This window comes from Enterobacter sp. CPE_E890 (genome assembly GCF_046521475.1).
GTDB classification, from domain to species: Bacteria; Pseudomonadota; Gammaproteobacteria; order Enterobacterales; family Enterobacteriaceae; genus Enterobacter; species Enterobacter adelaidei.
In genome coordinates this window covers 3,133,401-3,159,219 of record NZ_JBKFZW010000001.1, presented here as the reverse complement: position 1 = coordinate 3,159,219, position 25,819 = coordinate 3,133,401, and the positions used below count along the sequence as shown (strand labels likewise).

Annotated in this window: 25 protein-coding genes and 1 pseudogene; 18 read left to right on the top strand and 8 right to left on the bottom strand. The window is 45.1% G+C overall.

Translation table 11 applies throughout. The features are described from left to right. The first annotated feature begins 19 nt into the window (after nt 1-19). From rfbB to ugd, 17 genes are all read left to right on the top strand, one after another. Nucleotides 20-1,102, top strand: coding sequence for a dTDP-glucose 4,6-dehydratase (rfbB, locus tag ACLHV9_RS15600; protein WP_407220814.1), 1,083 nt, complete (start codon nt 20-22; stop codon nt 1,100-1,102). Between the two features lie 2 nt (nt 1,103-1,104). Next, a complete protein-coding gene (gene rfbD, locus ACLHV9_RS15595) occupies nt 1,105-2,004 on the top strand; it encodes a dTDP-4-dehydrorhamnose reductase (RefSeq protein WP_028018518.1) in 900 nt (299 codons plus the stop codon). A 49-nt stretch (nt 2,005-2,053) separates the two neighbouring features. Beyond that, nucleotides 2,054-2,932, top strand: a complete 879-nt coding sequence (rfbA, locus tag ACLHV9_RS15590; protein ID WP_028018519.1) for a glucose-1-phosphate thymidylyltransferase RfbA — start codon at nt 2,054-2,056, stop codon at nt 2,930-2,932. 1 nt (nt 2,933) lies between these two features. Beyond that, a complete protein-coding gene (gene rfbC, locus ACLHV9_RS15585; protein ID WP_028018520.1) occupies nt 2,934-3,491 on the top strand; it encodes a dTDP-4-dehydrorhamnose 3,5-epimerase in 558 nt (185 codons plus the stop codon). Continuing rightward, nucleotides 3,481-4,605, top strand: a complete 1,125-nt coding sequence (gene vioA, locus ACLHV9_RS15580; protein WP_028018521.1) for a dTDP-4-amino-4,6-dideoxy-D-glucose aminotransferase VioA — start codon at nt 3,481-3,483, stop codon at nt 4,603-4,605. The genes rfbC and vioA overlap by 11 nt, the downstream gene beginning before the upstream one ends. Further along, a complete protein-coding gene (locus tag ACLHV9_RS15575) occupies nt 4,589-5,164 on the top strand; it encodes an acyltransferase (RefSeq protein WP_028018529.1) in 576 nt (191 codons plus the stop codon). The genes vioA and ACLHV9_RS15575 overlap by 17 nt, the downstream gene beginning before the upstream one ends. Beyond that, a complete protein-coding gene (locus tag ACLHV9_RS15570; RefSeq protein ID WP_028018522.1) occupies nt 5,157-6,638 on the top strand; it encodes a lipopolysaccharide biosynthesis protein in 1,482 nt (493 codons plus the stop codon). Before ACLHV9_RS15575 ends, ACLHV9_RS15570 begins: the two co-directional genes overlap by 8 nt. Continuing rightward, entirely contained in the window at nt 6,638-7,570 is a 933-nt protein-coding gene (locus ACLHV9_RS15565) for a hypothetical protein (RefSeq protein ID WP_028018523.1), read from the top strand. The genes ACLHV9_RS15570 and ACLHV9_RS15565 overlap by 1 nt, the downstream gene beginning before the upstream one ends. A gap of 7 nt (nt 7,571-7,577) precedes the next feature. Beyond that, the gene (locus ACLHV9_RS15560; RefSeq protein WP_410397556.1) at nt 7,578-8,036 is read left to right on the top strand and encodes a hypothetical protein; all 459 of its coding nucleotides are present in this window, start codon (nt 7,578-7,580) and stop codon (nt 8,034-8,036) included. 254 nt (nt 8,037-8,290) lie between these two features. Continuing rightward, on the top strand, nt 8,291-8,527 hold the full coding sequence (locus ACLHV9_RS15555; RefSeq protein ID WP_410397555.1) for a glycosyltransferase: 237 nt from the start codon (nt 8,291-8,293) through the stop codon (nt 8,525-8,527). A gap of 112 nt (nt 8,528-8,639) precedes the next feature. Next, nucleotides 8,640-9,896: an oligosaccharide repeat unit polymerase gene (gene wzy, locus ACLHV9_RS15550; RefSeq protein WP_028018525.1), complete on the top strand. Its 1,257-nt coding sequence runs from the start codon at nt 8,640-8,642 to the stop codon at nt 9,894-9,896. Continuing rightward, nucleotides 9,889-10,881 (top strand): hypothetical protein, encoded by a 993-nt coding sequence (locus tag ACLHV9_RS15545; RefSeq protein WP_050482931.1) that lies wholly within the window; start codon nt 9,889-9,891, stop codon nt 10,879-10,881. The genes wzy and ACLHV9_RS15545 overlap by 8 nt, the downstream gene beginning before the upstream one ends. Nucleotides 10,882-10,886: 5 nt before the next feature. Then, nucleotides 10,887-11,654, top strand: a complete 768-nt coding sequence (locus ACLHV9_RS15540) for a glycosyltransferase (protein WP_028018527.1) — start codon at nt 10,887-10,889, stop codon at nt 11,652-11,654. Between the two features lie 5 nt (nt 11,655-11,659). Next, nucleotides 11,660-13,081: a mannose-1-phosphate guanylyltransferase/mannose-6-phosphate isomerase gene (locus ACLHV9_RS15535; RefSeq protein WP_028018528.1), complete on the top strand. Its 1,422-nt coding sequence runs from the start codon at nt 11,660-11,662 to the stop codon at nt 13,079-13,081. Between the two features lie 3 nt (nt 13,082-13,084). Then, nucleotides 13,085-14,464 (top strand): colanic acid biosynthesis phosphomannomutase CpsG, encoded by a 1,380-nt coding sequence (gene cpsG, locus ACLHV9_RS15530; protein ID WP_108090763.1) that lies wholly within the window; start codon nt 13,085-13,087, stop codon nt 14,462-14,464. Between the two features lie 167 nt (nt 14,465-14,631). Next, nucleotides 14,632-16,038, top strand: coding sequence for an NADP-dependent phosphogluconate dehydrogenase (gene gndA, locus ACLHV9_RS15525; protein WP_024908082.1), 1,407 nt, complete (start codon nt 14,632-14,634; stop codon nt 16,036-16,038). Nucleotides 16,039-16,264: 226 nt separating this feature from the next. Further along, the gene (gene ugd, locus ACLHV9_RS15520) at nt 16,265-17,431 is read left to right on the top strand and encodes a UDP-glucose 6-dehydrogenase (protein ID WP_028018510.1); all 1,167 of its coding nucleotides are present in this window, start codon (nt 16,265-16,267) and stop codon (nt 17,429-17,431) included. Between the two features lie 54 nt (nt 17,432-17,485). Here the strand turns inward: ugd and ACLHV9_RS15515 are convergent, their stop codons facing one another. Next, nucleotides 17,486-18,490 carry an NAD-dependent epimerase gene (locus tag ACLHV9_RS15515; RefSeq protein WP_028018509.1) on the bottom strand — a complete coding sequence of 335 codons (1,005 nt, stop codon included), beginning with the start codon at nt 18,488-18,490 and terminating at the stop codon, nt 17,486-17,488. A gap of 193 nt (nt 18,491-18,683) precedes the next feature. Between ACLHV9_RS15515 and wzzB the strand changes: the two are divergent. Next, nucleotides 18,684-19,663, top strand: a pseudogene (gene wzzB, locus ACLHV9_RS15510) (LPS O-antigen chain length determinant protein WzzB). A gap of 39 nt (nt 19,664-19,702) precedes the next feature. Here the strand turns inward: wzzB and hisIE are convergent. Genes hisIE through hisD form a run of 7 tightly spaced genes read right to left on the bottom strand, consistent with a single transcriptional unit; the run spans nt 19,703 to nt 25,819 of the window. Then, nucleotides 19,703-20,314: a bifunctional phosphoribosyl-AMP cyclohydrolase/phosphoribosyl-ATP diphosphatase HisIE gene (gene hisIE / locus ACLHV9_RS15505; protein WP_028018507.1), complete on the bottom strand. Its 612-nt coding sequence runs from the start codon at nt 20,312-20,314 to the stop codon at nt 19,703-19,705. Beyond that, nucleotides 20,308-21,084 (bottom strand): imidazole glycerol phosphate synthase subunit HisF, encoded by a 777-nt coding sequence (gene hisF, locus ACLHV9_RS15500; RefSeq protein WP_028018506.1) that lies wholly within the window; start codon nt 21,082-21,084, stop codon nt 20,308-20,310. The genes hisIE and hisF overlap by 7 nt, the downstream gene beginning before the upstream one ends. Next, nucleotides 21,066-21,803, bottom strand: a complete 738-nt coding sequence (hisA, locus tag ACLHV9_RS15495) for a 1-(5-phosphoribosyl)-5-[(5-phosphoribosylamino)methylideneamino]imidazole-4-carboxamide isomerase (protein ID WP_028018505.1) — start codon at nt 21,801-21,803, stop codon at nt 21,066-21,068. The genes hisF and hisA overlap by 19 nt, the downstream gene beginning before the upstream one ends. Continuing rightward, complete coding sequence (hisH, locus tag ACLHV9_RS15490) at nt 21,803-22,393, bottom strand: imidazole glycerol phosphate synthase subunit HisH (protein ID WP_028018504.1); 591 nt, start codon at nt 22,391-22,393, stop codon at nt 21,803-21,805. Before hisH ends, hisA begins: the two co-directional genes overlap by 1 nt. Continuing rightward, on the bottom strand, nt 22,393-23,460 hold the full coding sequence (hisB, locus tag ACLHV9_RS15485; protein WP_028018503.1) for a bifunctional histidinol-phosphatase/imidazoleglycerol-phosphate dehydratase HisB: 1,068 nt from the start codon (nt 23,458-23,460) through the stop codon (nt 22,393-22,395). Before hisB ends, hisH begins: the two co-directional genes overlap by 1 nt. Continuing rightward, on the bottom strand, nt 23,457-24,518 hold the full coding sequence (hisC, locus tag ACLHV9_RS15480; RefSeq protein ID WP_028018502.1) for a histidinol-phosphate transaminase: 1,062 nt from the start codon (nt 24,516-24,518) through the stop codon (nt 23,457-23,459). Before hisC ends, hisB begins: the two co-directional genes overlap by 4 nt. Further along, nucleotides 24,515-25,819: a histidinol dehydrogenase gene (gene hisD, locus ACLHV9_RS15475; RefSeq protein ID WP_028018501.1), complete on the bottom strand. Its 1,305-nt coding sequence runs from the start codon at nt 25,817-25,819 to the stop codon at nt 24,515-24,517. Before hisD ends, hisC begins: the two co-directional genes overlap by 4 nt.

Below are 25,819 nucleotides of genomic sequence, written 5' to 3'. Positions count from 1 at the left end.
ATTAGACGGAACAGATAACGTGAAAATTCTTGTGACGGGCGGGGCCGGCTTTATCGGCTCAGCGGTTGTACGACATATTATTAAAAATACCCAGGACGACGTCGTCAATGTTGATAAGCTGACCTATGCCGGCAACCTTGAGTCGCTTAGTGAAGTCAGCGACAGCGGCCGATATGTTTTTGAACATGCAGATATTTGTGACAAAGACGCCATGGATCGCATTTTCGCAAAGCATAAGCCTGATGCGGTTATGCACCTGGCCGCTGAAAGTCATGTCGATCGTTCCATTACCGGCCCGGCAGCATTTATCGAAACCAATATCGTCGGCACGTATGTGCTTCTGGAAGCCGCTCGTGCGTACTGGTCTACTCTGGATGAGACGGCCAGGAAAACCTTCCGTTTCCATCACATCTCTACCGACGAAGTGTATGGTGATTTGCCGCATCCTGATGAGTATCCTGCATCACCTGAGCTGCCACTCTTCACTGAGACCACGGCTTATGCACCTAGCAGCCCGTATTCAGCGTCGAAAGCCTCCAGCGACCATCTGGTTCGCGCCTGGCTGCGTACCTACGGTTTCCCGACCATTGTTACTAACTGTTCCAATAACTACGGCCCGTACCATTTCCCGGAAAAACTGATCCCGCTGGTTATCCTGAATGCGCTGGACGGTAAAGCACTGCCTATTTACGGCAAGGGTGACCAGATTCGCGACTGGCTGTATGTAGAAGATCATGCCCGCGCACTCTACACCGTTGTCACTCAAGGGAAACCTGGGGAAACGTATAACATTGGCGGACATAACGAGAAGCAGAACCTGGACGTAGTGCATACGATTTGCGATCTGCTGGATGAGATTGTGCCAAAAGAGGGCTCGTATCGCGATCAGATTACGTATGTTACTGACCGTCCGGGTCATGACCGTCGCTATGCGATTGATGCGCATAAAATTGGCGTTGAACTGGGCTGGAAGCCTGAGGAGACGTTCGAAAGCGGAATTCGTAAGACGGTGGAATGGTATCTGAGCAATCAGAACTGGGTTAACAACGTGAAAAGTGGTGCCTATAAAAGCTGGATCGAACAGAACTACGGGGAACGTTAATTATGAATATTCTTCTGTTCGGTAAAACAGGGCAGGTAGGGTGGGAACTCCAGCGTGCGCTTGCTCCATTAGGTAATTTGATTGCGGTAGATGTTCATTCAGAACAGTATTGCGGGGACTTTAGCAATCCGGAAGGGATCGCTGAAACCGTTCGTGCAATTAAACCCGATGTCATTGTTAATGCGGCGGCACATACAGCAGTCGATAAGGCTGAATCGGAGCCGGATTTTGCCAGACTCCTCAATGCAACAAGCGTTGAAGCGATAGCCAAAGAAGCCGCTAAAATAGATGCATGGGTTGTTCACTATTCTACCGACTATGTATTTCCCGGCAACGGTGAAACGGCATGGCGTGAAACGGATGCAACTGCTCCGCTGAATGTATACGGTGAGACAAAGCTTGAAGGTGAAAAGGCATTGCAGGCGCATTGTCCTAAGCATCTTATTTTCCGCACCAGTTGGGTATATGCGGGTAAGGGCAACAATTTCGCTAGAACGATGTTGCGTCTGGCAAAAGAGCGTCAGGAACTCTCCGTAATCAACGATCAAGTTGGTGCCCCTACGGGCGCTGAGTTATTAGCAGACTGTACAGCGCATGCTATTCGTGTCGCAACGATGAAGCCCGAAGTGGCGGGGCTCTACCATCTGGTCGCGTCAAATACGACGACCTGGTATGACTATGCGGCACTGGTGTTTGATGAGGCCAGAAAAGCGGGTGTGGAGTTGGCTATTGAAAAACTTAATGCAGTTCCAACATCGGCTTACCCAACGCCTGCACGTCGACCGCATAATTCACGCTTGAACACAGAGAAGTTTCAGGCGAACTTTGGGCTTGTACTGCCTTCCTGGGATATTGGCGTAAAACGGATGCTCACTGAGCTTTTTACGACTCAATCAATTTAATGAGATAAATGCCTTTATATGGGCATTTGGTTTTTATAGAGAATTAATGATGGCTACGCGTAAAGGTATTATTCTTGCCGGTGGTTCTGGCACTCGTCTGTACCCTGTGACCATGGCGGTAAGTAAACAACTACTGCCAATTTATGACAAACCAATGATTTATTATCCGCTGTCAACACTAATGCTGGCAGGGATAAAAGACATACTTATTATCAGCACTCCACAGGACACACCACGTTTTGAACAATTGCTCGGTGACGGTAGCCAGTGGGGACTCAACCTGCAATATAAAGTCCAGCCAAGTCCAGACGGTCTTGCACAGGCATTTATCATCGGTGAAGAGTTTATCGGCGATGACAGCTGCGCTTTGGTGTTAGGAGATAATATTTTCTACGGTCATGATCTACCTAAGCAACTTGAAACTGCAGTAAATAAAAATGATGGTGCTACGGTATTTGCCTATCATGTTAACGATCCCGAGCGCTATGGTGTGGTGGAGTTTGATGAGAGCGGCACCGCAATAAGTCTGGAAGAGAAGCCGTTAGAACCGAAGAGTAACTACGCCGTTACGGGTCTGTATTTCTATGATAACGACGTAGTTGAAATGGCAAAAAATCTGAAGCCGTCTGCACGTGGTGAGTTAGAAATTACAGATATTAACCGTATTTATCTTGAGCAGGGACGCCTGTCTGTCGCGATGATGGGGCGTGGGTACGCGTGGCTGGATACGGGGACTCATCAGAGTCTGATAGAAGCAAGTAATTTTATTGCGACAATTGAAGAGCGTCAGGGATTGAAGGTTTCGTGTCCTGAAGAGATTGCATTTCGTAAAGGTTTTATTGATGCGGAGCAAGTTAATCGCTTAGCGCAGCCATTATCTAAAAATGCTTACGGTCAATATCTTTTAAAAATTGGGAAAGGACTCTAAAATGAATGTTATTAGAACAAGTATTCCAGATGTGCTTATTTTAGAACCCAAGATTTTTAGTGATGAGCGTGGGTTTTTTATGGAGAGTTACCATCAGGAAAAATTTATTAAGATTATTGGACGGGAGATAGAATTTGTTCAAGATAACCACTCAAAATCAGCAAAAGGAGTATTAAGGGGGCTTCACTTTCAGAAAGGTGATGATTCACAAGGTAAGCTAATACGCTGTATAAGAGGTGCAATTTTCGATGTTGCAGTAGATCTTCGTATTAACTCAAGAACATTTGGAAAATGGGTCGGAGAATACATTTCTGCTGAGAATAAAAAACAAATTTGGATACCAGAAGGTTTTGCACATGGTTTCTTAGTCATGAATGATGAGTCAGAAATAGTTTATAAAGCTTCATCTTTTTATAACCCTAATGCAGAAGAAACAATTAAATGGAACGATGAGGACTTGAATATTAACTGGCCAGAGCAACCATCATCATTATCATTAAAAGACCAAAATGGTATCTCATTAGAAAAATACTTAAGCGAGTGTAAAAATGAAAAATAAAATCCCAGTCACGCAACCACATTTGCCCGAATTGAAAGAATTCTATCCATATCTTGAAAAGATTTGGGATAACAAATGGCTAACTAATAATGGACCATTCCACCAACAACTTGAACAAGAGTTATGTAATTATTTAGGTGTGAAATATATTTCATTATTTACAAATGCGACAATTGCACTTGTTACAGCACTACAAGCATTGCGAATTAAAGGTGAAGTAATTACTACACCTTATTCATTTGTTGCAACATCTCATTCCATTTTATGGAATAACTTAAAACCTGTTTTTGTTGATATTGAAATGGATGGGTTTAATATAGATCCGAAAAAAATTGAGGAGGCGATAACACCTCAGACAACAGCTATAATGCCAGTCCATTGCTACGGATACCCTTCAAAAATTGAAGAAATTCAAAAGATTGCTGATAATTACGGATTAAAAGTTATTTACGATGCAGCACATGCATTTGGGATAAACTATAAAGATGAAAGTATTCTTCAGTGCGGGGATCTTTCAATACTTAGCTTCCATGCCACAAAAGTATTTAATACTTTTGAAGGTGGGGCAATTGTTTCACCGGACGCTAAAACAAAGGAAAGGATAGATCGTCTTAAAAATTTTGGATTTGTCGATGAGTTAACAGTTACAGCTCCGGGCATAAACGGTAAAATGAGTGAGGTGAATGCTGCGTTTGGCCTTTTACAACTAAAACATGTGGATAGTGCAATCAAATCCAGAGAAGTTATAGATACTGCTTACAGACAAGATTTGAAAGAATTCCCGCATTTATCGTTGCCAGAAAAAAGTAGCGTAAGTAATAGCAATTACTCATATTTTCCTGTGTTAGTTGAAGAATCAAATAAATTTAGCCGTGATGGGCTTTATGATTATCTAAAAAATCATAGCATTCTATCAAGAAAATATTTTTACCCTTTGATAAGTAATATGCCAATGTATCGAGGTTATGAGTCATCCTCGATTGAAAGATTACCTAATGCAAATCTGACTGCAGAAAAAGTATTATGCCTTCCAATTTTCGCTGCAATGACAGAAGAACAGTATTCCTATATAATCGATACTATCAGAGGGTATTTCTATGGCATTCATGACTGAAGTGCAATTAAAAGAAATGGGTTTTAATTCTCTTGGAAGTAATGTTTTATTATCAACGAAAGCATCGTTTTATAATACATCAAAAATATCTTTTGGTAATAATGTCAGAGTTGATGACTTTTGCATTCTATCTGCAGGTGAAAATGGCATCTCTGTCGGGAACTATGTTCATATAGCTGCATATTCATCTTTGATAGGTGCTGAACACATTAAGCTTGAAGATTTCAGTGGATTATCCTCTAGAGTGTCAATCTACTCAAGTAGTGATGATTATTCTGGAAATTGGATGACAAATCCAATGGTGCCTAATGAATTCACAAATGTCATATCCAAACCCGTAGTGATCTGTAAACACGTAATTATTGGTTGTGGCAGTGTGGTACTTCCAGGTGTGGTAATAAATGAAGGAACCGCGATAGCTGCACAATCATTAGTAAAGAAAACCTGTGAACCATTTAGTATTTATCATGGGAATCCAGCTAAAAGAATAATGGCAAGGAAAATGGGAGTAAAAGAATTTGAGCAAAAAATATTGAAAGAATTTAAAACACATGTCTAAAATAAAAAAAAATATTTTTGCGAATTACTTCGGTGTAATAGTAACAACAGCTTTATCGTTTCTTGTTGTTCCATTTTATCTTAAATTGCTCGGTCAAGATGCTTTTGGATTAGTCGGTATTGCTTCATTAATCCAGGGATGGGTTATGCTGTTAAATTCTGGTCTAGCTCCAGTAACTGGTAGAGAAGCAGCAAAAGCCTATTCCGGAGGTGGAGACTGGAAAATCGCAGCATCTTTTTTCCGCACCGTCGATATATTTCTCATTTCGCTTTCATGCATCGTTGCTATCATTTTTGTTATAATAAGTAAGCCATTATCCTTAATGTGGATAAAAAGTAATACACTTGATACTTCAACAATTGCGATAGCGCTATGTTTATTGGTAATAATGACATTATTCAGATTATTAACCAGTGTAACGAGAGGAATATTAATTAATGTTGATATGCAGGTATGGTTAAATAATAATTTGATTATATTCAGCATGCTTAGATTTGCTGCAAGCATACCTTTATTACATTTGTATCCAAGTGTGAATTTCCTTTTTGCTTGGTGGTTAATTATTTCTATCGTTGAGTATGTAATTACTCAGCAAAAAGTGTGGGGTCTAGTCCCGGTTAAATTAACATTATTTACATTCAATTCTAACTTGCTTAAAGAACAGTGGAGGATAATAGCAGCTCTGGCGTCAACCAGTTTGATTTGGGTACTTATAACAAACATGGATAAGTTAATATTATCAACTTATCTAACCCTTGAGAACTATGGTTTTTATAGTATAAGTACACTACTATCAAGCGGCATTATAATCCTGGCTCAGCCTATTGCTCAAGCTTTTCAGCCCAGGATGACCAGTTCATTCTCAGTCGATGGATTAATTAAAGCAGAGAAAATATTAGAGAACGCAACTCGATGGGTTGTTTGTCTTATTTTTCCTGTTGCTATGATATTATGTTTTTATCCACTGCAAGTTATATATATATGGACAGGGAATCTTGATGCATCATCCCAGGCTGGTAATCTTCTTCCTGGTTACACCTTTGGAAATATTTTTATAGCTTTAGGTTCATTATTATATGCATTTCAGGTTTCTGTTGGAGTTGTAAGAAAACACTTGCAAGGGAATATATTACTTTGCGCGATCTACCTTCCATTGTTGCCAATAGTTGTCACAAAGTATGGAGCTCTGGGGGTTTCAATGCTTTGGGCTATAATTAATATATCTTATTTTATATTTTGGAACCTTCATTTATTAAGTAAAATAACGCTAACTTTATATCCAAAATGGATTTTCCGGGATTGTTTATTACCTCTTCTTTTTAACATAACAATTGCGTATATTGTGCAATCCACTTTCCCATTGTCAGTTTTTGATTCGCGTATCAAACTCGTTGCAGAGTTATTTTTCTTGAGTTCATTGTTCTTTATATTAAATTTTGTATATATTCGATTAATTCAGAGTAGGTTCTCCTGATGAACAAATATGCACCAATTGCGGTCTATACTTATAATAGATTTGAACATTTTCGTCAGACTATTACTGCACTAGAAAAAAATATTATCGCAAAAGAATCTACAATTTATATAGTTTCAGATGCCGCTGCTTCTGAAAAAGACGAGGAGAACGTAAAGAAAATTAGGGAGTTCTCAAAGAAAATAAAAGGGTTTTTGTCAGTTGAATTAGTTTTTAGACAGGGGAACCTGGGTCCAGCGAAAAGCATATTTGGAGCCGAGCGTGAGATAATTGATCTTCACGGTAAAATTATCTCAATGGAAGATGATAACTTAACATCTTCTAATTTTTTGAGTTTCATGAACTCTGGTCTGGAGTATTTCAAAGATGAGCCTTCTGTATATTCCATTTGTGGATATTGCCCTCCTGTCGATTTAACACCAAATTTAAATAGTGATATATGGTTTTATCCATGGAATATTTCTTGGGGTTATGCTACATGGAAACATAAGTACGATTTGTTGAACCCATTAATTAATAACTATGAACAATTAAAAGAAAATGGGATCTTGAAAAAAATAAATAGAATGGGGGGCTTATATATTACTGACTCCCTAAAAAGAGATTATAAAAAACAGGCTCATTTCCCTGACGCTGTACTTTGTAGCAATATGACCAGACTTGATATGGTGTCTGTATTACCGATGAAATCAAAAGTATTAAATATTGGGAACGACGGCTCTGGAACAAGTAGAGGCGTAAATACTGATAAATATAATGTAGAGCTTGATGATGGTGGTAAATTAGAATTCTCTTTTGAATGTAATAAAATTATTTCAATGTCGAACACAAAAAAAATTGCAAAATTTTATAACGGGAAAAAAATAACACAGATAGCGAGATATCTTGGCATTTATCAACATCTCTTACAGTTAAAACAATTTTATAAATGAGAACATCATGGCATTGCTAATTTTAGTCCCAAGCTCGATTATCGGTGGGCATGAGTTTCAAAGTATTGAGTTCATTAATCAAATATATAAGTATGAGAAAAGTGAAATAAGCAATACTTTCATTGAATGCGGAAATAAAAAAGTTCTTAATGAAATAGAATTTAGCGATGTGAATAAAGATTATTTTGAGTTCCCTCAAGGGTCTTTATTTTCGCTATTATCACAAAGTGGATTTTTGAAAAAACATTTAGAGGGTATTATCCGCAATAAAAAGATACATAAAGTAATGATCTGTGGAGGTACAATTGAAAGTATTGTTTTCTATTCATACTTAATAAAATCTATAAACAAAAATATTGAAACTATTGGTTATGTACCAATGGTAGTTGATAAAAAAAAAAATATTGCGGCCATTGATCGGGGTTTTGCAAAATATAATTCTAAGATTAGCATGTGCAAATGTTGATACAGTTATTACTATTAACAGAATTCAAGCATACTTGATTAAAGAATTTTATAATAAAAAATCTTTAATCCTACCAAACGTAGTTGATAAATTACCATTAGTTAATGAAGACCGAGGCAAAAGGTTAGTCTATTGTGGTAGGCTTGACAATATTCAAAAAATATAATTAATTTAATTAATTTTCTAGATAGACATGATAATCCATTTAAGGATTTTATTATCATCGGGGGCCTGAAGAACAATTAATTAGAAGTATGTGCAGCGAAGCAAAATATATCAATATAAAAATGTTAGGATGGCTAGATACAAAAACACTTCACTCGCATTTAGGTTGTAATGACGTACTCATAATGAATTCTCGCTGGGAAGGTGAACCATTGGTTGTAAGGGAATTTTCATCATGCGGACTTCCTGTAATAGCACGAGATATACCTGGTTTTAGAGGCGTTACGTTCAAAAAATATAGATATCAATCCCCCAAGCTGATTTAATAAAAATTTTGAATGATAATTTTTATAGTTTTAAATATAAGCCCTCGCTTAAAGAATCTTTAATCGCGAGCAGGCGAGAGAGTTATTGCTTTTATAATAAAGGGGCAAAGTAGTGAAATTAATTAAAAACCCCAAGTTCTTATTTTTATTGTTATTTTTAATATCGAATATTTATTCATTTATTCATTATTATATAAATGGGAATTTCTTAGGAGAAGTGTCGCAGTTCGAATATAATAATAAAGAAGCTGCGATGTATATTCTTATACTTATTTTATTCTTCTATTGTTTCTTTATGGTGTTTTTGTACCGCAGCCTCATTCATATTAGGATTAACCCCCTGATTTCAAATTTAAATAAGGTTAACTGGAATAGAAGTGAAGGCTTCTGGGGTTGGTTCGTAATTTTTATACAAACCCTGTTTATCATTTATTTCACATTTACTGGTAGTTTTGGCGCAAATTCTACAAATCGAGAAGGTAGCATAATTTCTGCTTTCTGGGTTTTGATTTCACCAGACAATCTCTTTTTTATATATTATTGTGTTTTCAGAAAAAGTAAACTCGCTAAATATAATTGCGCCCTTGCTGTCCTCTCAAATATTTTAAGGGGATGGAGTTCTATTTTTATTTTTATTTTATTTATTGAGCTTTGTCATAGGTACAGAGAAGGAAGATTGAGAATTGGTGTATTAGCAAAATTTGCGTTGATATTATTTCTGCTTTACCCTTTTATATTGGTTATTAAATACTCAATTCGTGACTCTTTAGCTTTGGGACAAAGTTTTACTTCTGTTCTTTCTATTACATGGAGTTATATTTTTAATAATGAAGGATTACTTGGTTATTTAAACGGATTAATCTTTGGTTTAGATCAGTTTTTTTCTCGCATCCAAATATTCTCAAATGCAACTGTCTTATTTTCACTCAAGGATCAAATTTCAACATACATTGATGCGCATGCAGTCAATAGCTTTTGGAATGAAGGAATATATGGTTTAATCTGGGATCGTATAATAGGTAATCCAAGTGCGAATAACTTAGGTGAGGTTTTTGCATATTTTATAGATCCACAAAGCATTTTAGGTAGTTGGAACTCAAACCCTACGTTCTTGTCTTGGATTTTCATCTATCCTTTTGAAATCGGCGCATATTTGATTTTTGTTATAATGCTTTGTTTTCTCACTGTTCTCTTAATAAAAAAAATAACTTCTGAAGAATTAGCGAATGACATGATTTGGTATATGTGGCTGATTTTAATTCTACCGGGATGGTTCGCCTCGTTCATTCTTTTGCTAAATACATTGTTCTTATTCTATATTATTACGCTTTTTAAATTAAGTGGAAGGAGTGAACACGTCTGTGAATAATGTTATTATCAATATGTGGCATATTAAGAACACAAATGGGTTATTCTATTATTCTCTTGACTATATTAATAGTTTAGAGAAAACACATAAGATTATCTTACGTAAAGGTTTTCCTGAAAATAAGGCTATTGATAGGCTAAAAGAAAAACACAACATAATTAATCTTAATTTACTTCAGTATATTATGTTTTTTTGCTACAGTTTGTTTTCTGATGTCTTTATTTTCACACCAAGTTCCCATCCTCTCCCATTCTTAAAAAAACAACTTATAATTGTCCATGATATGTATCCTTTTACAGGTAATAAAGGGTGGTTGAAAACTATTTTGTTCAAAATTTCTGTAAAATCAGCAAAATGTAAAGTTGGATATATTAACTCTTCCTCGGTCAAAAAAGAGCTTATTGAGATATCGATTCCTGAAGATAAGCTTTTGTTCTGTCCTAATAAGTTTCCAATTAAAAGTGAACCATCTATTACATTACTGCCTCCAAATGATACCGTAATGAAAATAGGACTGGTTGGTACTGATTCAGACAAAAAAAATTATCATGAACTATTTACACAAGTGCGCCGTCATCACTTAGAGAAAAAATTTAAATTCTTAATTTATGGTCATGATACCGAATACTATAAAAAATTGCGTAGTAGCTTTCAGGATTTGGACATCTCTCTGATCAGAAGCGATAATTGTCAATTAGAATTTTTCTTCGCCAAAGTTAATGCTCTCATTTCTGTTTGCATTATGGAAGGTTTTGGCAGACCAATCGCAACTGCACTTGTTAATAATCTCCCCACACATCTCATAAGATGCGATGTATTTGAAGAGTTTTTTGAGGGAGGTGCATATTTTTATCAAAACATTGATGATTTGCTTTCCGGAGTTCAAAAATCCGCAGTAAATAGTTCGTTGAAAAGCTTTTCCCCCCCCGTTCGTGTTTTGAATGCGTATGAATCAGCAGTTGAATTTATTAAGGCCGGAAGATAACAAATATGTTATACATTGCAGTTGTTTCACATAAGCATTATAGCATTATTAATGAGCTAAATTGTCTGGCAAAAATTTCCACACTGCCTGATGTTAAAGTCATCGTTAAAGACAATTATGGTGAAGCTAAATTAAAAATATATTGCGAAGAAAATGGCATCCAGTATTACGATGAAAATAGAGGTTTAGGTTTTGGTGCAAACAATAACTTTATTTTTAAGAAAATCAGGGGGGAGGCGCAGGGGGATGATTTCTTTTTAATTTTAAATCCTGATGTGTATGTCGAAACTGATGCTTTATTATCTCTCATCTATAATATGAGAGAGAGAAGTATTTCGTGCGCAACTATAAATCTATATAATGACGAAGGATTTACTACTTTTGATAATTCAGTAAGAAAATTTCCCACACCATTAACATTTATAGGCTCCTATCTTTTAGGGCGAAATAACAGTATTGAAGATAAAACTAAATTTTCTCCTGTTCAGGAAATTGAATGGTGTGCTGGTTCGTTCATTATCCTGAACATTAAAACTTTCGATTTACTTAATGGTTTTGATGAAAAATTCTTCATGTATTGTGAGGATATTGATCTGTGCTGGAGAATTAAATTCATTCTCAAAAGAAAGTTATATTGCTTCGCTGATATAAAAGCAATTCACTACGCTAGATTTAATAATAGACGACTGTTTTCCAAACATTTCTATTGGCATTTTAAAAGCATTTGTATTTACTTGATAAAAACATATAAGTGGAAACTTTTCGGACGGTAATTACTATGACAAATCACGATTTGGTTCCTGTAATATTATGTGGTGGTAATGGCTCTCGCCTTTGGCCGCTTTCTCGTGAATTATATCCAAAACAATTTCTAAGTTTCGATGGCAAATCCACTATGTTGGAAAAAACGCTTGAAAGACTAAATGGACTTGAATGTAGCCATCCTTTTGTTATTTGTAATGAAGAGCATAGATTCATTGTGGCTGAGCAATTAAGAGCAAAAAATAAGCTTTCTAAGAATATTTTGCTTGAACCGGTTGGTAGAAACACAGCCCCTGCAATAGCTTTAGCTGCTATGTATCATAAAAAACACTCGTTACTGCTAGTATTGCCTGCGGATCATTCGATAAACGATATTGAAGAATTTCAGAAAACGTTAACTAAAGCCATTCCGTATGCCATGAGTGGGAAGTTAGTGACATTTGGGATCGCTCCCTCTAAGCCAGAAACAGGCTATGGCTACATTAAGAGAGGGGCTTCTCTTTCAAATTGTTCCAGTGAGTTATGTTTTAAGGTAGATTCTTTTGTAGAAAAGCCTGATCTTCTTACCGCTCAGTCGTATTTAGATTCCGGAGAGTATTACTGGAATAGCGGGATGTTTTTATTTAATGCAGGAAAATATCTTGAAGAATTAAAAAAATATCGTCCTGATATTTATGAATCTTGCCATAGATGTATGGGAAATAATAGTTTGGATTTTGATTTTATAAGAATCAATGAGGAGTTTTTCACTGCTTGTGCATCAGAATCCATCGATTATGCTGTAATGGAAAATACCGAGGATGCTGTTGTTATCCCAATGTCGGCAGAGTGGAGCGATGTTGGGTCTTGGGCTGCTCTTTGGGAATTAAGCACTAAAGATGATAATAATAACGCGATAAATGGTGATGTGATTTGTCTCTCATCAGAGAATAATTATATTTATGCCGAATCATCTTTAGTCACCACAATCGGCATAAATAATTTAGCCATTGTTCAAACTAAAGATGCACTTCTAATTTCTGCTCTCTCTTCCGTACAGGATGTAAAAAAAGTAGTGGATCGCATTAAATCTGAAGGAAGAAACGAGCATCACACTCACCTTGAAGTATTCCGTCCTTGGGGTAAATACAACTCTATAGATTCTGGTCAAAGGTATCAGGTTAAGCGAATTACTATTAAACCTGGGGAGGGTATGTCTTTGCAGCTTCATCATCATCGAGCTGAACATTGGATTATTGTGTCTGGAACAGCACAAGTTACAATTAATGAATTGACGAAGCTCCTTACTGAAAATGAGTCGGTTTACATACCAATAGGTACGAAACATTCTATTCATAATCCTGGTAAAATTCCTTTGGAAATTATCGAGGTAAGATCAGGGACTTATCTTGATGAAGATGACATTATCCGTCTTACAGATAGATATGGGCACTCATAATATATGGAAAATGTTAAAGAGTTAACAAGCTTTAAAGCCTACGATATTCGCGGCAAGCTGGGCGAAGAGCTGAATGAAGACATCGCGTGGCGCATTGGTCGCGCGTACGGCGAATATTTAAAACCGCAGACCATCGTGTTGGGCGGCGACGTGCGTCTGACCAGTGAGTCCCTGAAGCTGGCCCTGGCGAAAGGGCTGCAGGATGCGGGTGTGGACGTGCTGGATATCGGTCTCTCCGGGACCGAAGAGATTTACTTTGCCACCTTCCACCTGGGCGTGGACGGTGGTATCGAAGTAACGGCCAGCCACAACCCGATGGACTACAACGGCATGAAGCTGGTGCGCAAGGGCGCGCGCCCAATCAGCGGCGACACCGGCCTTCGCGACGTGCAGCGTCTGGCGGAAGCTAACGATTTCCCGCCGGTGAACGACGCGAAGCGCGGCAGCTACAAAAAAATCCATCTGCAAAAAGAGTACATCGACCACCTGCTGGGCTACATCAACGTGGCAAACCTCAAGCCGCTGAAGCTGGTGATTAACTCCGGTAACGGCGCGGCCGGTCCGGTTGTCGATGCCCTGGAAGCCCGCTTTAAGGCGCTGAACGTGCCGGTGACCTTCATCAAAGTGCACAACACCCCGGACGGCAACTTCCCGAACGGTATTCCTAACCCGCTGCTGCCGGAGTGCCGCGACGACACCCGCAACGCGGTGATTGAGCACGGCGCGGACATGGGCATCGCCTTTGACGGCGATTTCGACCGCTGCTTCCTGTTCGACGAGAAAGGGCAGTTCATCGAGGGCTACTACATTGTCGGCCTGCTGGCGGAAGCGTTCCTTGAGAAAAATCCGGGGGCGAAAATCATTCACGACCCGCGTCTCTCCTGGAATACCGTCGATGTGGTGTCCGCGGCAGGCGGCACGCCGGTGATGTCCAAAACCGGCCACGCCTTCATCAAAGAGCGCATGCGCGAAGAAGACGCCATCTACGGCGGCGAGATGAGCGCCCACCACTACTTCCGTGATTTTGCCTACTGCGACAGCGGGATGATCCCATGGCTGCTGGTCACCGAGCTGCTGTGCCTGAAGGGACAGACGCTGGGCGAGCTGGTACGCGACCGTATGGCGGCGTTCCCGGCGAGCGGGGAAATCAACAGCAAGCTGGCGCAGCCGGCCGAGGCCATTGCCCGCGTGGAGCACCACTTTGCCCTGCACGCGCTTGAAATTGACCGTACGGACGGCATCAGCATGGCGTTCCCGCAGTGGCGTTTCAACCTGCGCTCGTCCAATACCGAGCCGGTGGTGCGCCTGAACGTGGAATCCCGTGCTGACACGGCGCTTATGGAAGAGAAGACACAAGAAATTCTGGCTTTGCTCAGGAAGTGAGGGTCTGCCGCCAGCGTATTTCTGGCGGCTTGACTGTACCTGGATTGTGCAATCAGTGTGACATAGATCAGCAAAAGCTATTCATGTCACCTAATACTGAGTTAACATCTCAACCACATTTCAAGCCGCGCATAAGCCGTGGTGACCACACCTGACAGGAGTATGTAATGTCCAAGCAACAGATCGGCGTTGTCGGTATGGCAGTGATGGGGCGCAACCTGGCGCTCAACATCGAAAGCCGTGGTTATACCGTCTCCGTTTTCAACCGCTCCCGTGATAAGACCGAAGAAGTCATTGCCGAGAACCCTGGCAAGAAACTGGTTCCTTTCTATACGGTGAAAGAGTTCGTTGAGTCTCTGGAAACGCCTCGTCGTATCCTGTTAATGGTGAAAGCGGGCGCAGGTACCGATGCAGCTATCGACTCCCTGAAGCCTTACCTCGAAAAAGGTGACATCATCATTGATGGCGGTAATACCTTCTTCCAGGACACCATCCGTCGTAACCGTGAGCTGTCTGCTGAAGGCTTCAACTTCATCGGTACCGGTGTTTCCGGTGGTGAAGAGGGCGCTCTGAAAGGCCCATCTATCATGCCTGGCGGCCAGAAAGATGCATACGAACTGGTTGCACCTATCCTGACCAAAATCGCAGCCGTGGCTGAAGATGGTGAGCCTTGCGTAACCTATATCGGTGCGGACGGTGCAGGTCACTATGTGAAGATGGTTCACAACGGTATCGAATACGGCGATATGCAGCTGATTGCTGAAGCGTATTCCCTGCTGAAAGGTGGCCTGAATCTCTCCAATGAAGAGCTGGCTGAAACCTTCACCGAGTGGAACAAAGGCGAGCTGAACAGCTATCTGATCGACATCACCAAAGATATCTTCACTAAAAAAGATGAAGAGGGTAAATACCTGGTAGATGTGATTCTGGATGAAGCTGCGAACAAAGGCACCGGCAAATGGACCAGCCAGAGCTCTCTGGACTTGGGCGAGCCACTGTCTCTGATCACCGAATCTGTCTTCGCGCGTTACATCTCTTCTCTGAAAGAGCAGCGCGTTGCGGCATCCAAAGTGCTGTCTGGCCCTCAGGCCAAACCTGCTGGGGATAAAGCTGAATTTGTTGAGAAAGTGCGTCGCGCACTGTACCTGGGTAAAATCGTTTCTTACGCGCAGGGCTTCTCTCAGCTGCGTGCTGCGTCAGACGAGAACAACTGGGATCTGAACTACGGTGAAATCGCGAAGATCTTCCGCGCGGGCTGCATCATTCGTGCGCAGTTCCTGCAGAAAATCACCGATGCCTATGCAGAAAACGCCGGTATCGCCAACCTGCTGCTGGCACCGTACTTCAAGAAAATTGCGGACGAATACCAGCAGGCGCTGCGTGACGTGGTTGCCTACGCTGTCCAGAACGGTATCCCGGTTCCGACCTTCTCTGCTGCAGTAGCCTACTACGACAGCTACCGTGCTGCGGTTCTGCCTGCTAACCTGATTCAGGCACAGCGCGACTACTTCGGTGCGCATACTTATAAACGCACCGATAAAGAAGGTGTGTTCCATACCGAATGGATGGAATGAGTTAGCTAACTCACTGTAATTTCAACCCGGAGCTTGTCTCCGGGTTTTTTTATGCAAAAAATGCCGAGTGTTACTCGAAGTAGTCTGAATCTCATCCCACTCGTCGCGATTACTCCTGGTTTGCCTTGACAGTGTTGTTTCCCAGGAGGTACAAAGCCCAACAGTTATGTTTATCGCGATGGTCTGGCGGCCATCAGTACAGTTAACTCACAGAAGTCATTAGCGAATGAAAATAACAATCTCCGGAACAGGCTATGTCGGTCTTTCTAACGGCATTTTGATTGCTCAGAATCATGAAGTGGTTGCGCTGGATATCGTGCAGGCCAAAGTGGATATGCTCAATCAGAAGCAATCGCCGATTGTCGACAAAGAGATCCAGGACTATCTCAGCAATAAACCGCTGAATTTCCGCGCCACGACAGATAAAGAAGATGCATACCGCGATGCGGATTACGTCATCATTGCGACGCCTACTGACTACGATCCAAAAACTAACTACTTCAACACCTCAACCGTAGAGGCGGTGATCAAAGATGTTATCGCGATTAACCCTCATGCGGTGATGGTTATTAAGTCAACTATCCCTGTCGGCTTCACCAAATCCATCAAAGAGAAGTTTGGTATTGATAATATCTTCTTCTCGCCGGAATTCCTGCGTGAGGGTAGAGCACTTTACGATAACCTGCATCCTTCGCGTATCGTCATTGGCGAACGTTCTGAGCGCGCTGAACGTTTCGCCGCACTGCTGCAGGAAGGAGCACTGAAGAAAGATATCCAGGTGCTGTTTACTGATTCCACCGAAGCCGAGGCGATTAAACTCTTCGCGAACACTTATCTGGCAATGCGTGTGGCTTATTTCAATGAACTCGACAGCTATGCAGAGAGTCTTGGACTGAATACCCGTCAGATTATTGAAGGGGTATGTCTTGACCCGCGCATCGGCAACCACTACAACAACCCGTCATTTGGCTACGGCGGTTACTGTCTGCCTAAAGACACCAAACAGCTGCTGGCAAACTATCAGGCGGTACCAAACAACCTGATTTCGGCGATTGTTGATGCTAACCGTACCCGTAAAGATTTCATCTCTGATTCCATTCTGGCGCGCCAGCCGAAAGTCGTCGGTGTATACCGTTTGATCATGAAGAGTGGCTCCGATAACTTCCGCGCCTCTTCAATCCAGGGGATCATGAAGCGCATCAAGGCGAAAGGGGTTGAGGTTGTTATTTACGAACCGGCCATGCAGGAAGATCAGTTCTTCAATTCCCGCGTGATTCGCGATCTGGATGCCTTCAAGAAAGAAGCGGATGTCATCATCTCTAACCGCATGGCGGAAGAACTGGCTGACGTGGCGGATAAAGTGTATACCCGCGATCTGTTCGGCAGCGACTGATTCTCTGCTTTATTCCGTAAAAAACCCGGCTGATTTGCCGGGTTTTTTTTATTTTCAGACCTTGTAGAAATCGCGGTACCAGTCGACGAAGTTCTTCACCCCATCTTTAACGGAGGTTTGCGGTTTAAATCCTATCGCGTCATAAAGTGGCTGGGTATCGGCACTGGTTTCCAGTACATCTCCCGGCTGCAGCGGCATCATGTTTTTCTCTGCTTTCTTTCCGAGTGCTTCTTCCAGAGCGGTGATGTAGTCCATCAGTTCAACAGGCGCGCTGTTACCGATGTTATAAACACGGTATGGTGCTGAACTGGATGCCGGAGAGCCTGTCTCAACGGTCCAGTTTGTGTCCGGCTGAGGAATAACGTCCTGCAGGCGAAGAATGGCTTCAGAGATATCATCGATGTAAGTGAAGTCACGCTTCATCTTTCCGTAGTTATAGACATCAATACTTTTGCCTTCAATCATCGCCTTCGTAAACTTAAACAGCGCCATGTCCGGGCGCCCCCACGGACCATACACGGTGAAGAAACGCAGTCCGGTGGTGGGCAGGTTGTAGAGATGCGAATAGGTATGCGACATCAGTTCATTGGCTTTTTTGGTCGCGGCATAAAGTGAAACCGGGTGATCCACTGAATCGTCGGTGGAGAATGGCATCTTACGGTTCAGTCCATATACAGAACTGGAGGAGGCATAAAGCAGATGCTGAACATTGTTATGGCGGCAGCCTTCAAGCACGTTGAGATGACCAATAAGGTTAGCATCCGCATACACGTGTGGGTTTTCCAGGGAGTAGCGTACGCCTGCCTGTGCGGCCAGATGAATCACGCGATCAAACTTCTCGCTGGCGAAAAGCGCTGCCATGCCTTCCCGGTCGGCCAACTCCAGCTTGTGAAAGCTGAAGCTCTCAGATTTTAACAGTTCCAGGCGCGCCAGCTTCAGGTTGACATCATAGTAATCATTCAGATTATCAATACCGACAACCTGATGACCGGCCTCGAGGAGGCGTTTACTGACATTAGCACCGATAAAACCCGCTGCACCCGTTACCAAAAATTTCATAGCTTCCCTCATAACCCCATATTCTTACAGATGCCATAGCGCATCACATGACGTCTATGATAGCGCGAAGGGGGTAAGTTACATAACCCATCTTTCCGATATCACTCATCGGATTCTTATAGAAAAATCCCCAGCAATAGATACACTATGCAAACATAATTATGTTTGCCCTTTTTAATCTGTTAGGGATTGTATGACACAAAACGACAATCGCCAGGTCAGCCAAAGCAATGACCCTGAGCAAATTGATTTACTTGATTTAGTGCTTCAACTGTGGCGTGGCAAGTCGACGATAGCAATATTTGTGGTTGTTTTTATCGCCCTGGCTATTGGATATCTCTCTGTCGCGAAGGAAAAGTGGACCTCTAGTGCGATTATCGCGCACCTGATGCGGCGCAGATAGCGACCTACTCCAACGCATTGAACATTCTCTATGGCAGTGCTACTCCCTCGATGCTGGACACTCAAACGCGCGCAGTTGATCGTTTCAATGCCTCTTTCTCAGCATTATCTCAGGCGCTGGAGAATCAGGATGTTCCTGAAAAACTCACAATTGAGCCTGCTGTTAAAGGACAGTCACTCCCGTTAAGTGTTTCCTATACCAGTACATCCGCAGAAGCTGCTCAAAAACAACTGGCTCAGTACATCCAGCAGGTTGATGAGCAAACGGCAAAAGAACTCGCCGTTGACCTCAAGGACAATATCAAAGAGCAGATTAAAACCCTGAACGATTCGCTGGAAAACCAGGAGAAAGTCGCTCAGGAGCAGAAAGATCTGCGCATCAAACAGATTACTGAGGCGCTGAAGAATGCTGAAGCAGCAAAAATCACCTCGCCGCAGATTCAGCAAACCCAGGACGTGACGCAGGAAACGATGTTCCTGTTGGGAAGCGAGGGGCTGAAATCGATGATTGATAACGAAGCTTCTCGCCCGTTGGTATTCTCAGCAGCTTACTATCTGACTAAGCGAAACTTGCTGGATATCGAGAAGCTGAACGTAAACCCGGACACTATCCACGTCTACCGTTATGTCATGAAGCCGGACCTTCCTGTCCGTCGTGACAGCCCGAAAAAAGCGATTGTTCTGATTCTTGCCCTGTTGCTGGGCGGAATGGTTGGTTCCGGAGTGGTGCTGGGGCGCAACGCATTACGCAACTACAAACCAAAAGCCTGATGCATTGATAAAAAAAACCGGGGAAATTCCCCGGTTTTTTTATTTATGCCGTTTACGAAGATTCTCTATCACCGCCGTCAAGTCCAGCTCCTGATCCTGCAGCAGCACCAGCAGGTGATACATCAAATCAGACGCTTCATTGGTCAGTTCCTCGCGGTCATGCACGGTCGCGGCCAGAGCCGTTTCAACGCCTTCTTCACCGACTTTTTGTGCGATACGCTTAGTTCCGCTTGCATACAGCTTCGCGGTATAGGAACTCTCCGGGTCCGCTGTTTTACGTTCAGCCAGCAGTTGTTCCAGTTGATACAGGAACAGCCACTGGTGACTCGCCTCGCCGAAGCAGCTGCTGGTGCCTTTGTGGCAGGTTGGTCCGATTGGGTTTGCCAGTACCAGCAGGGTGTCGTTATCGCAGTCGGGCGTTATGCTGACCACGTTCAGGAAATGATCTGAGGTTTCCCCTTTGGTCCACAGACGCTGTTTGGTGCGCGAGAAAAACGTGACTTTGCCGCTGTCGAGCGTTTTAGCCAGCGCGTCCTGGTTCATATACCCCAGCATCAGTACTTCGCCCGAAACGGCATGCTGAACCACCACCGGCAGTAGTCCGCCCGTTTTTTCCCAGTCCAGCTGTGCCTGTTGTTGCTCTGTTAACATACCCTGATCTCCACGCCCTGGCCGGCCAGGAACGTTTTTAACTCACCAATATTAATAATCTGTTTGTGGAACACGGACGCGGCCAGCGCGCCGTCCACGTTTGCATCGCGGAAGGCTTCCAGGAAGTGTTCCATGGTGCCCGCGCCGCCGGAGGCGATCAGCGGGACGTGGCAAACCGCACGCACTTTTTTCAGCTGTTCGAGGTCATAGCCGTTACGCACGCCGTCCTGGTTCATCATGTTAAGGACAATCTCGCCCGCGCCACGCTTCTGCACTTCCTGCACCCAGTCGAGGGTCTCCCATTGGGTCACACGGGTTCGACTTTCATCGCCGGTATACTGATTAACGTGATATTTGCCCGTTGCGTCGTCATACCAGGTGTCGATCCCAACGACAATGCACTGCACGCCAAAGCGATCGGCCAGGCGAGTAATCAGCTCCGGGTCGGCCAGAGCAGGGGAGTTGATGGAAATCTTGTCGGCACCAAACGAGAGAATTTTGGCCGCGTCGTCAGCGGATTTAATTCCACCCGCCACGCAGAATGGAATATCAATCACTTCTGCTACGCGCGCCACCCAGCTTTTATCGACCACGCGGCCATCGCTGGAAGCGGTGATATCGTAAAACACCAGCTCGTCAGCCCCTTCATCAGCATAGCGTTTTGCCAGCGGGACGATGTCGCCAATGATCTCGTGGTTGCGGAACTGCACGCCTTTCACCACCTGGCCGTCGCGCACGTCCAGGCAAGGGATTATCCGTTTTGCCAGCATTGAATCGCCTCCGTCACAGTAAATTTTCCTTCCAGCAGGGCGCGTCCAACGATCACGCCCTGCACATCGGTACCGCGCAGCGCGGCGATATCTTTCAGATCGCCAATTCCACCCGAAGACTGGAAAGCCACCTGCGGAAAACGTGCACAGACCTCGTCATACAGCGAGACGTTAGAGCCCGCCAGCGTGCCGTCGCGGGAGATATCGGTGCACAGCACGTGCTTCAGGCCAACGGGTTGATAAATAACAACCAGCTCTTCCAGCGTCACGCCGGAGTTTTCCTGCCAGCCGCTGACCGCAACCTGTTTATTACCCTGTTCATCAATACGCACGTCCAGCGCCAGTACCAGCGCATCCGCGCCAAAACGGCGGAACCAGCCTTTGACCATTTCGGGGTCTTTTACGGCGGTAGAGCCAACGACAACGCGCGCCACACCTGCTTCAAGCAGAGCTGCAACGTCCTCTTCAGTGCGCACGCCACCACCTACCTGGACGGGGACATTCACGCCAGCGACCAGCTTTTTGAGTAGCGGGATCTGGCGTTTCGCCGGGTCTTTAGCACCCGTTAAATCAACCAGATGCAGCACCTGTGCACCCTGCGCCACGTAATCCTGCAGACGTGGCAGCGGGTCGTTCCCGTAGTCACGCTGCTGGCCGTAATCGCCCTGATGAAGACGAACAACCGTGCCGTCAATTAAATCTAAAGCGGGAATAATCATCACATCTCCAGGAAGTTTTTCAGCAGCTGCGCGCCTGCGGCGCCAGAGCGTTCCGGGTGAAACTGCACGCCGAAGAAGTTATCTTTCTGCACCGCTGCGGTAAACGCTTCACCATAATTGCACTGAGCGATGGTGTAGGGATTTACCGGCATGGCGTAGCTGTGCACGAAGTAAAAATATGCGCCGTCTTCAATGCCGCGAAACAGCCTGTCGCCCGCTTTGGCGTACACGCGGTTCCAGCCCATATGCGGCAGAGGCAGGCCGTGGTCGGTCATTTTCGGCACGTCTTCTTCAATAATGCCCAGCAGGTCGACGCCGTTGCTCTCTTCACTGCGGCGGCCCAGGATCTGCATACCCAGGCAAATGCCCAGCACCGGCTGGGTACAGGCTTTGATCAGGTCGACCAACTCGCGTTCGCGAATCTGATCCATCGCGGCCTGCGCGGTTCCCACGCCCGGTAAAAAGAGTTTGTCGGCGCGCAGCACCACGTCCGGGTCACGGCTCACCACCGGCTCATAGCCGTGGCGCGCAATCGCCGATTTTACGGAGTTCAGGTTGGCGCATCCGGTATCCAGAATCACCACATTCATTACAGCACTCCTTTCGATGAAGGCAGGGCGTCACCTTCCACGCGGATCGCCTGGCGAAGGGTACGGCCAAAAGCCTTGAACAGACTCTCCACGCGGTGGTGGTCGTTTTTGCCTTTGGTCTTAAGGTGCAACGTCAGGCCCATGGTGTAGGACAATGAACGGAAGAAGTGCTCAACCATTTCAGTGCTGAGATCGCCCACGCGCTGGTAGTTGAAATCGGCTTTATATTCCAGGTGCGGGCGTCCGGAGATATCCATAGCGCAGCGCGCCAGGCACTCGTCCATCGGCAGGACAAAGCCAAAACGGTTGATGCCGCGCTTATCGCCAAGCGCCAGCTTCAGGGCTTCACCCAGCGCCAGGCCGGTATCTTCCACGGTGTGGTGATCGTCAATGTAAAGGTCGCCTTTTACGATAATTTCCATGCGGAAACCGCCGTGGGTGGCAATCTGATCCAGCATATGGTCGAAGAAACCCACACCGGTGTGGATCTTGCTGCCACCTTCGCGATCCAGCCAGACCTTCACGTCAATCTGCGTCTCTTTGGTGTTACGTTCAACGTGGGAATAGCGGTCACGTTTGGTTAGCTGCTCACCAATTTTTGCCCAGTTAAGACCGTTACGATCGTAGCGCAGCCCCTCAATACCCATGTTTTCCGCTAGCGTAATATCGGTAATGCGATCGCCGATGACATAGCTGTTGGTTTTATCCAGCACATCTTCCGCCAGATAGCGCTCCACCAGTTTTACTTTCGGTTTACGGCAGTCGCACTCATCGGCCGGCATGTGTGGGCAAATCAGCACTTCATCAAAGACCACGCCCTGAGAGGTCAGCACCTGCATCATCAGATTATGCGGGCCGTCAAAGTCCGCCTGCGGGAAGCTGTCGGTACCCAGACCGTCCTGATTAGTGATCATCACCAGCTTATACCCGGCGTTTTGCAGCTTAAGCAGTACGGGGATCACGTCCGGTTCAAAAACCAGCTTGTCGAAACGATCGACCTGAAAATCGGCTGGTGGCTCCGAAATAAGGGTGCCGTCACGATCGATAAAAAGGATCTTCTGGGTCATACTTTCTCCGCTTTCAGGGCGTCAATCACGCGCTGGCTCTCTGAGCGGGTGCCTACGGTAATGCGCAGGCACCCGCTCAGGGAAGGTTGTTTATTCTGGTCTCGTAAGATAATGCCCTGATCCCATAAAGATTTAAATACGGCACTGGATGCAGTGAAACGCACCAGGATGTAGTTGGTTTCCGAATCGAACACCTGCTCCACGCACGGGATATCCTTCAGGGCGGTCACCAGATATTGACGTTCCTCCAGGATTTGCGCCACACGATCGCGCATCGCGTTGATCCCCTGTGGGGTCAGCGCCTGTGCTGCAATATCGGCAACCGGCGTCGAAAGCGGGTAGGGTGCAATCACTTTCAACAGCAGGTCGATGACCTCTTTATTGGCCAGCGTGAATCCACAACGTAGACCGGCGAGGGCGAAGGCTTTCGACAACGTACGCAGCACGACCAGGTGCGGATATTCTTCCAGCCAGCCTGTCAGCGTCGCCTGCGGGCAGAACTCGATGTAGGCTTCGTCAGCGACCACCAGGGCTTTGCCGCGCGTCATCTCCAGCAGGGTACGGATATCCTGCGGGTTGATAATCTGCCCGGTCGGGTTGTTTGGGCTACAGACAAACACCACCTTTACACCATCGAGATTATCGGCAATGCCCTGCAGATCCAGCTGCCAGTTGTCAAGCGAGAGGACGTTGCGACACGCCACACCGAAGGTTTCCGCGCTGACGCTATACATGCCGTAGGTAGGCTGGCAGTACATCACCGCATCTTTGCCCGGCTCGCAGAAGGCGCGGATCAGCAGCTCAATACCTTCATCGGCTCCACGGCTGACCAGCACCTGCTCCGGCTTCACTCCTGCATACTGCGCGTAGTTTTCGATAACGGCCTTTGGCTGGCATTCCGGATAGCGGTTCAGGGTTTGCTGAGAAAGCTCAAACTGGACCGCTGTCGGGAATTCGTTAGCGTTCAGCCAGACATCACCTTTACCACCTAAACGACGTGCAGACTGATACGGAGTCAGTTGACGGACATTTTCACGGGCTAATTCTTCAATGCTCATGCTTGCTCCTTCAGGGCTGCAACGCGCAGCGTTACGGCATTTTTGTGGGCGGTCAGGCGTTCAGCGGCTGCCAGCGTTTCAATGGTGGATGCCAGCGAGGCAAATCCTTCGCGGGACAGTTCCTGCACGGTCATGCGTTTCTGGAAATCCGCCAGGCCGAGGCTTGAACAGGTTGAGGTATAACCATACGTCGGCAGGACGTGGTTGGTGCCGGACGCGTAATCGCCAGCGGATTCCGGTGACCAGTCACCCAGGAAAACCGAACCTGCGCTGGTGATGCTGTCGACCAGATCGCGTGCATTTCGGGTCTGAATAATCAGGTGCTCCGGGCCGTACTGGTTAGAGATGGCAATGCACTGCGCCAGATCGCGCGCCACAATCAGACGGCTGGCGGCTAACGCCTGACGTGCCGTTTCGGCGCGGGGCAGGTCAGCAAGCTGGCGCTCGACAGCTTCGCCGACGCGTGTTGCCATATCGGCATCCGGCGTCAACAGAATGACCTGCGAGTCAGGGCCGTGTTCCGCCTGAGACAGCAGGTCGGACGCGACGAAGTCCGGCGTAGCGCCGCTGTCGGCAATGACCAATACTTCAGACGGACCGGCAGGCATGTCAATTGCCGCACCGTCCAGACGCTGGCTGACCTGGCGCTTGGCTTCGGTCACGAAGGCGTTGCCCGGGCCAAAAATTTTGTCGACCTTTGGAATGGATTCGGTGCCAAACGCGAGGGCAGAAATCGCCTGTGCGCCACCCACTTTATAGACCGCCTGTACGCCGCACAGCTTTGCTGCGTAGAGGATCTCATCGGCAATCGGTGGCGGAGAGCAGAGCACCACTTTCTGACAACCCGCAATACGCGCCGGGGTAGCCAGCATCAATACGGTGGAGAACAGCGGAGCCGAACCGCCAGGGATATACAGTCCAACGGACGCTACCGGGCGGGTCACCTGCTGGCAACGCACGCCAGGCAGGGTTTCAACATCCACAGTTTGCAGCTTTTGCGCGGTATGGAAGGTCTCGATGTTTTTCACCGCGACGGCCATCGCCTGCTTGATGTCATCACCCAGACGATTACTGGCATCAATGATTTCCTGTTCGGTAACCTTCAGCGCATCCACTTCAGTCTTGTCGAATTTGGCACTGTATTCACGCAGCGCGTCATCGCCACGGGCTTTGACGTTCTCAAGGATCTCCGCCACGGTGCGTGAAATGCTTTCGGAGGCGGAAATCGCCGGGCGCATCAGCAACTCACGTTGTTGTGCGTCGCTACAATTATTCCAGTCGATGATTGTGTTAAAACCCAT

What these genes read in the sequence shown, in the direction of transcription:
- rfbD (WP_028018518.1), top strand. Translation starts at nt 1,105, where the DNA reads ATGAATATTCTTCTGTTCGGTAAAACAGGGCAGGTAGGGTGGGAACTC.
- rfbA (WP_028018519.1), top strand. Translation starts at nt 2,054, where the DNA reads ATGGCTACGCGTAAAGGTATTATTCTTGCCGGTGGTTCTGGCACTCGT.
- rfbC (WP_028018520.1), top strand. Translation starts at nt 2,934, where the DNA reads ATGAATGTTATTAGAACAAGTATTCCAGATGTGCTTATTTTAGAACCC.
- vioA (WP_028018521.1), top strand. Translation starts at nt 3,481, where the DNA reads ATGAAAAATAAAATCCCAGTCACGCAACCACATTTGCCCGAATTGAAA.
- ACLHV9_RS15575 (WP_028018529.1), top strand. Translation starts at nt 4,589, where the DNA reads ATGGCATTCATGACTGAAGTGCAATTAAAAGAAATGGGTTTTAATTCT.
- ACLHV9_RS15570 (WP_028018522.1), top strand. Translation starts at nt 5,157, where the DNA reads ATGTCTAAAATAAAAAAAAATATTTTTGCGAATTACTTCGGTGTAATA.
- ACLHV9_RS15565 (WP_028018523.1), top strand. Translation starts at nt 6,638, where the DNA reads ATGAACAAATATGCACCAATTGCGGTCTATACTTATAATAGATTTGAA.
- ACLHV9_RS15560 (WP_410397556.1), top strand. Translation starts at nt 7,578, where the DNA reads ATGGCATTGCTAATTTTAGTCCCAAGCTCGATTATCGGTGGGCATGAG.
- ACLHV9_RS15555 (WP_410397555.1), top strand. Translation starts at nt 8,291, where the DNA reads ATGTGCAGCGAAGCAAAATATATCAATATAAAAATGTTAGGATGGCTA.
- ACLHV9_RS15540 (WP_028018527.1), top strand. Translation starts at nt 10,887, where the DNA reads ATGTTATACATTGCAGTTGTTTCACATAAGCATTATAGCATTATTAAT.
- ACLHV9_RS15535 (WP_028018528.1), top strand. Translation starts at nt 11,660, where the DNA reads ATGACAAATCACGATTTGGTTCCTGTAATATTATGTGGTGGTAATGGC.
- cpsG (WP_108090763.1), top strand. Translation starts at nt 13,085, where the DNA reads ATGGAAAATGTTAAAGAGTTAACAAGCTTTAAAGCCTACGATATTCGC.
- gndA (WP_024908082.1), top strand. Translation starts at nt 14,632, where the DNA reads ATGTCCAAGCAACAGATCGGCGTTGTCGGTATGGCAGTGATGGGGCGC.
- ugd (WP_028018510.1), top strand. Translation starts at nt 16,265, where the DNA reads ATGAAAATAACAATCTCCGGAACAGGCTATGTCGGTCTTTCTAACGGC.
- ACLHV9_RS15515 (WP_028018509.1), bottom strand. Translation starts at nt 18,490, where the DNA reads ATGAAATTTTTGGTAACGGGTGCAGCGGGTTTTATCGGTGCTAATGTC.
- hisIE (WP_028018507.1), bottom strand. Translation starts at nt 20,314, where the DNA reads ATGTTAACAGAGCAACAACAGGCACAGCTGGACTGGGAAAAAACGGGC.
- hisF (WP_028018506.1), bottom strand. Translation starts at nt 21,084, where the DNA reads ATGCTGGCAAAACGGATAATCCCTTGCCTGGACGTGCGCGACGGCCAG.
- hisA (WP_028018505.1), bottom strand. Translation starts at nt 21,803, where the DNA reads ATGATTATTCCCGCTTTAGATTTAATTGACGGCACGGTTGTTCGTCTT.
- hisH (WP_028018504.1), bottom strand. Translation starts at nt 22,393, where the DNA reads ATGAATGTGGTGATTCTGGATACCGGATGCGCCAACCTGAACTCCGTA.
- hisB (WP_028018503.1), bottom strand. Translation starts at nt 23,460, where the DNA reads ATGACCCAGAAGATCCTTTTTATCGATCGTGACGGCACCCTTATTTCG.
- hisC (WP_028018502.1), bottom strand. Translation starts at nt 24,518, where the DNA reads ATGAGCATTGAAGAATTAGCCCGTGAAAATGTCCGTCAACTGACTCCG.
- hisD (WP_028018501.1), bottom strand. Translation starts at nt 25,819, where the DNA reads ATGGGTTTTAACACAATCATCGACTGGAATAATTGTAGCGACGCACAA.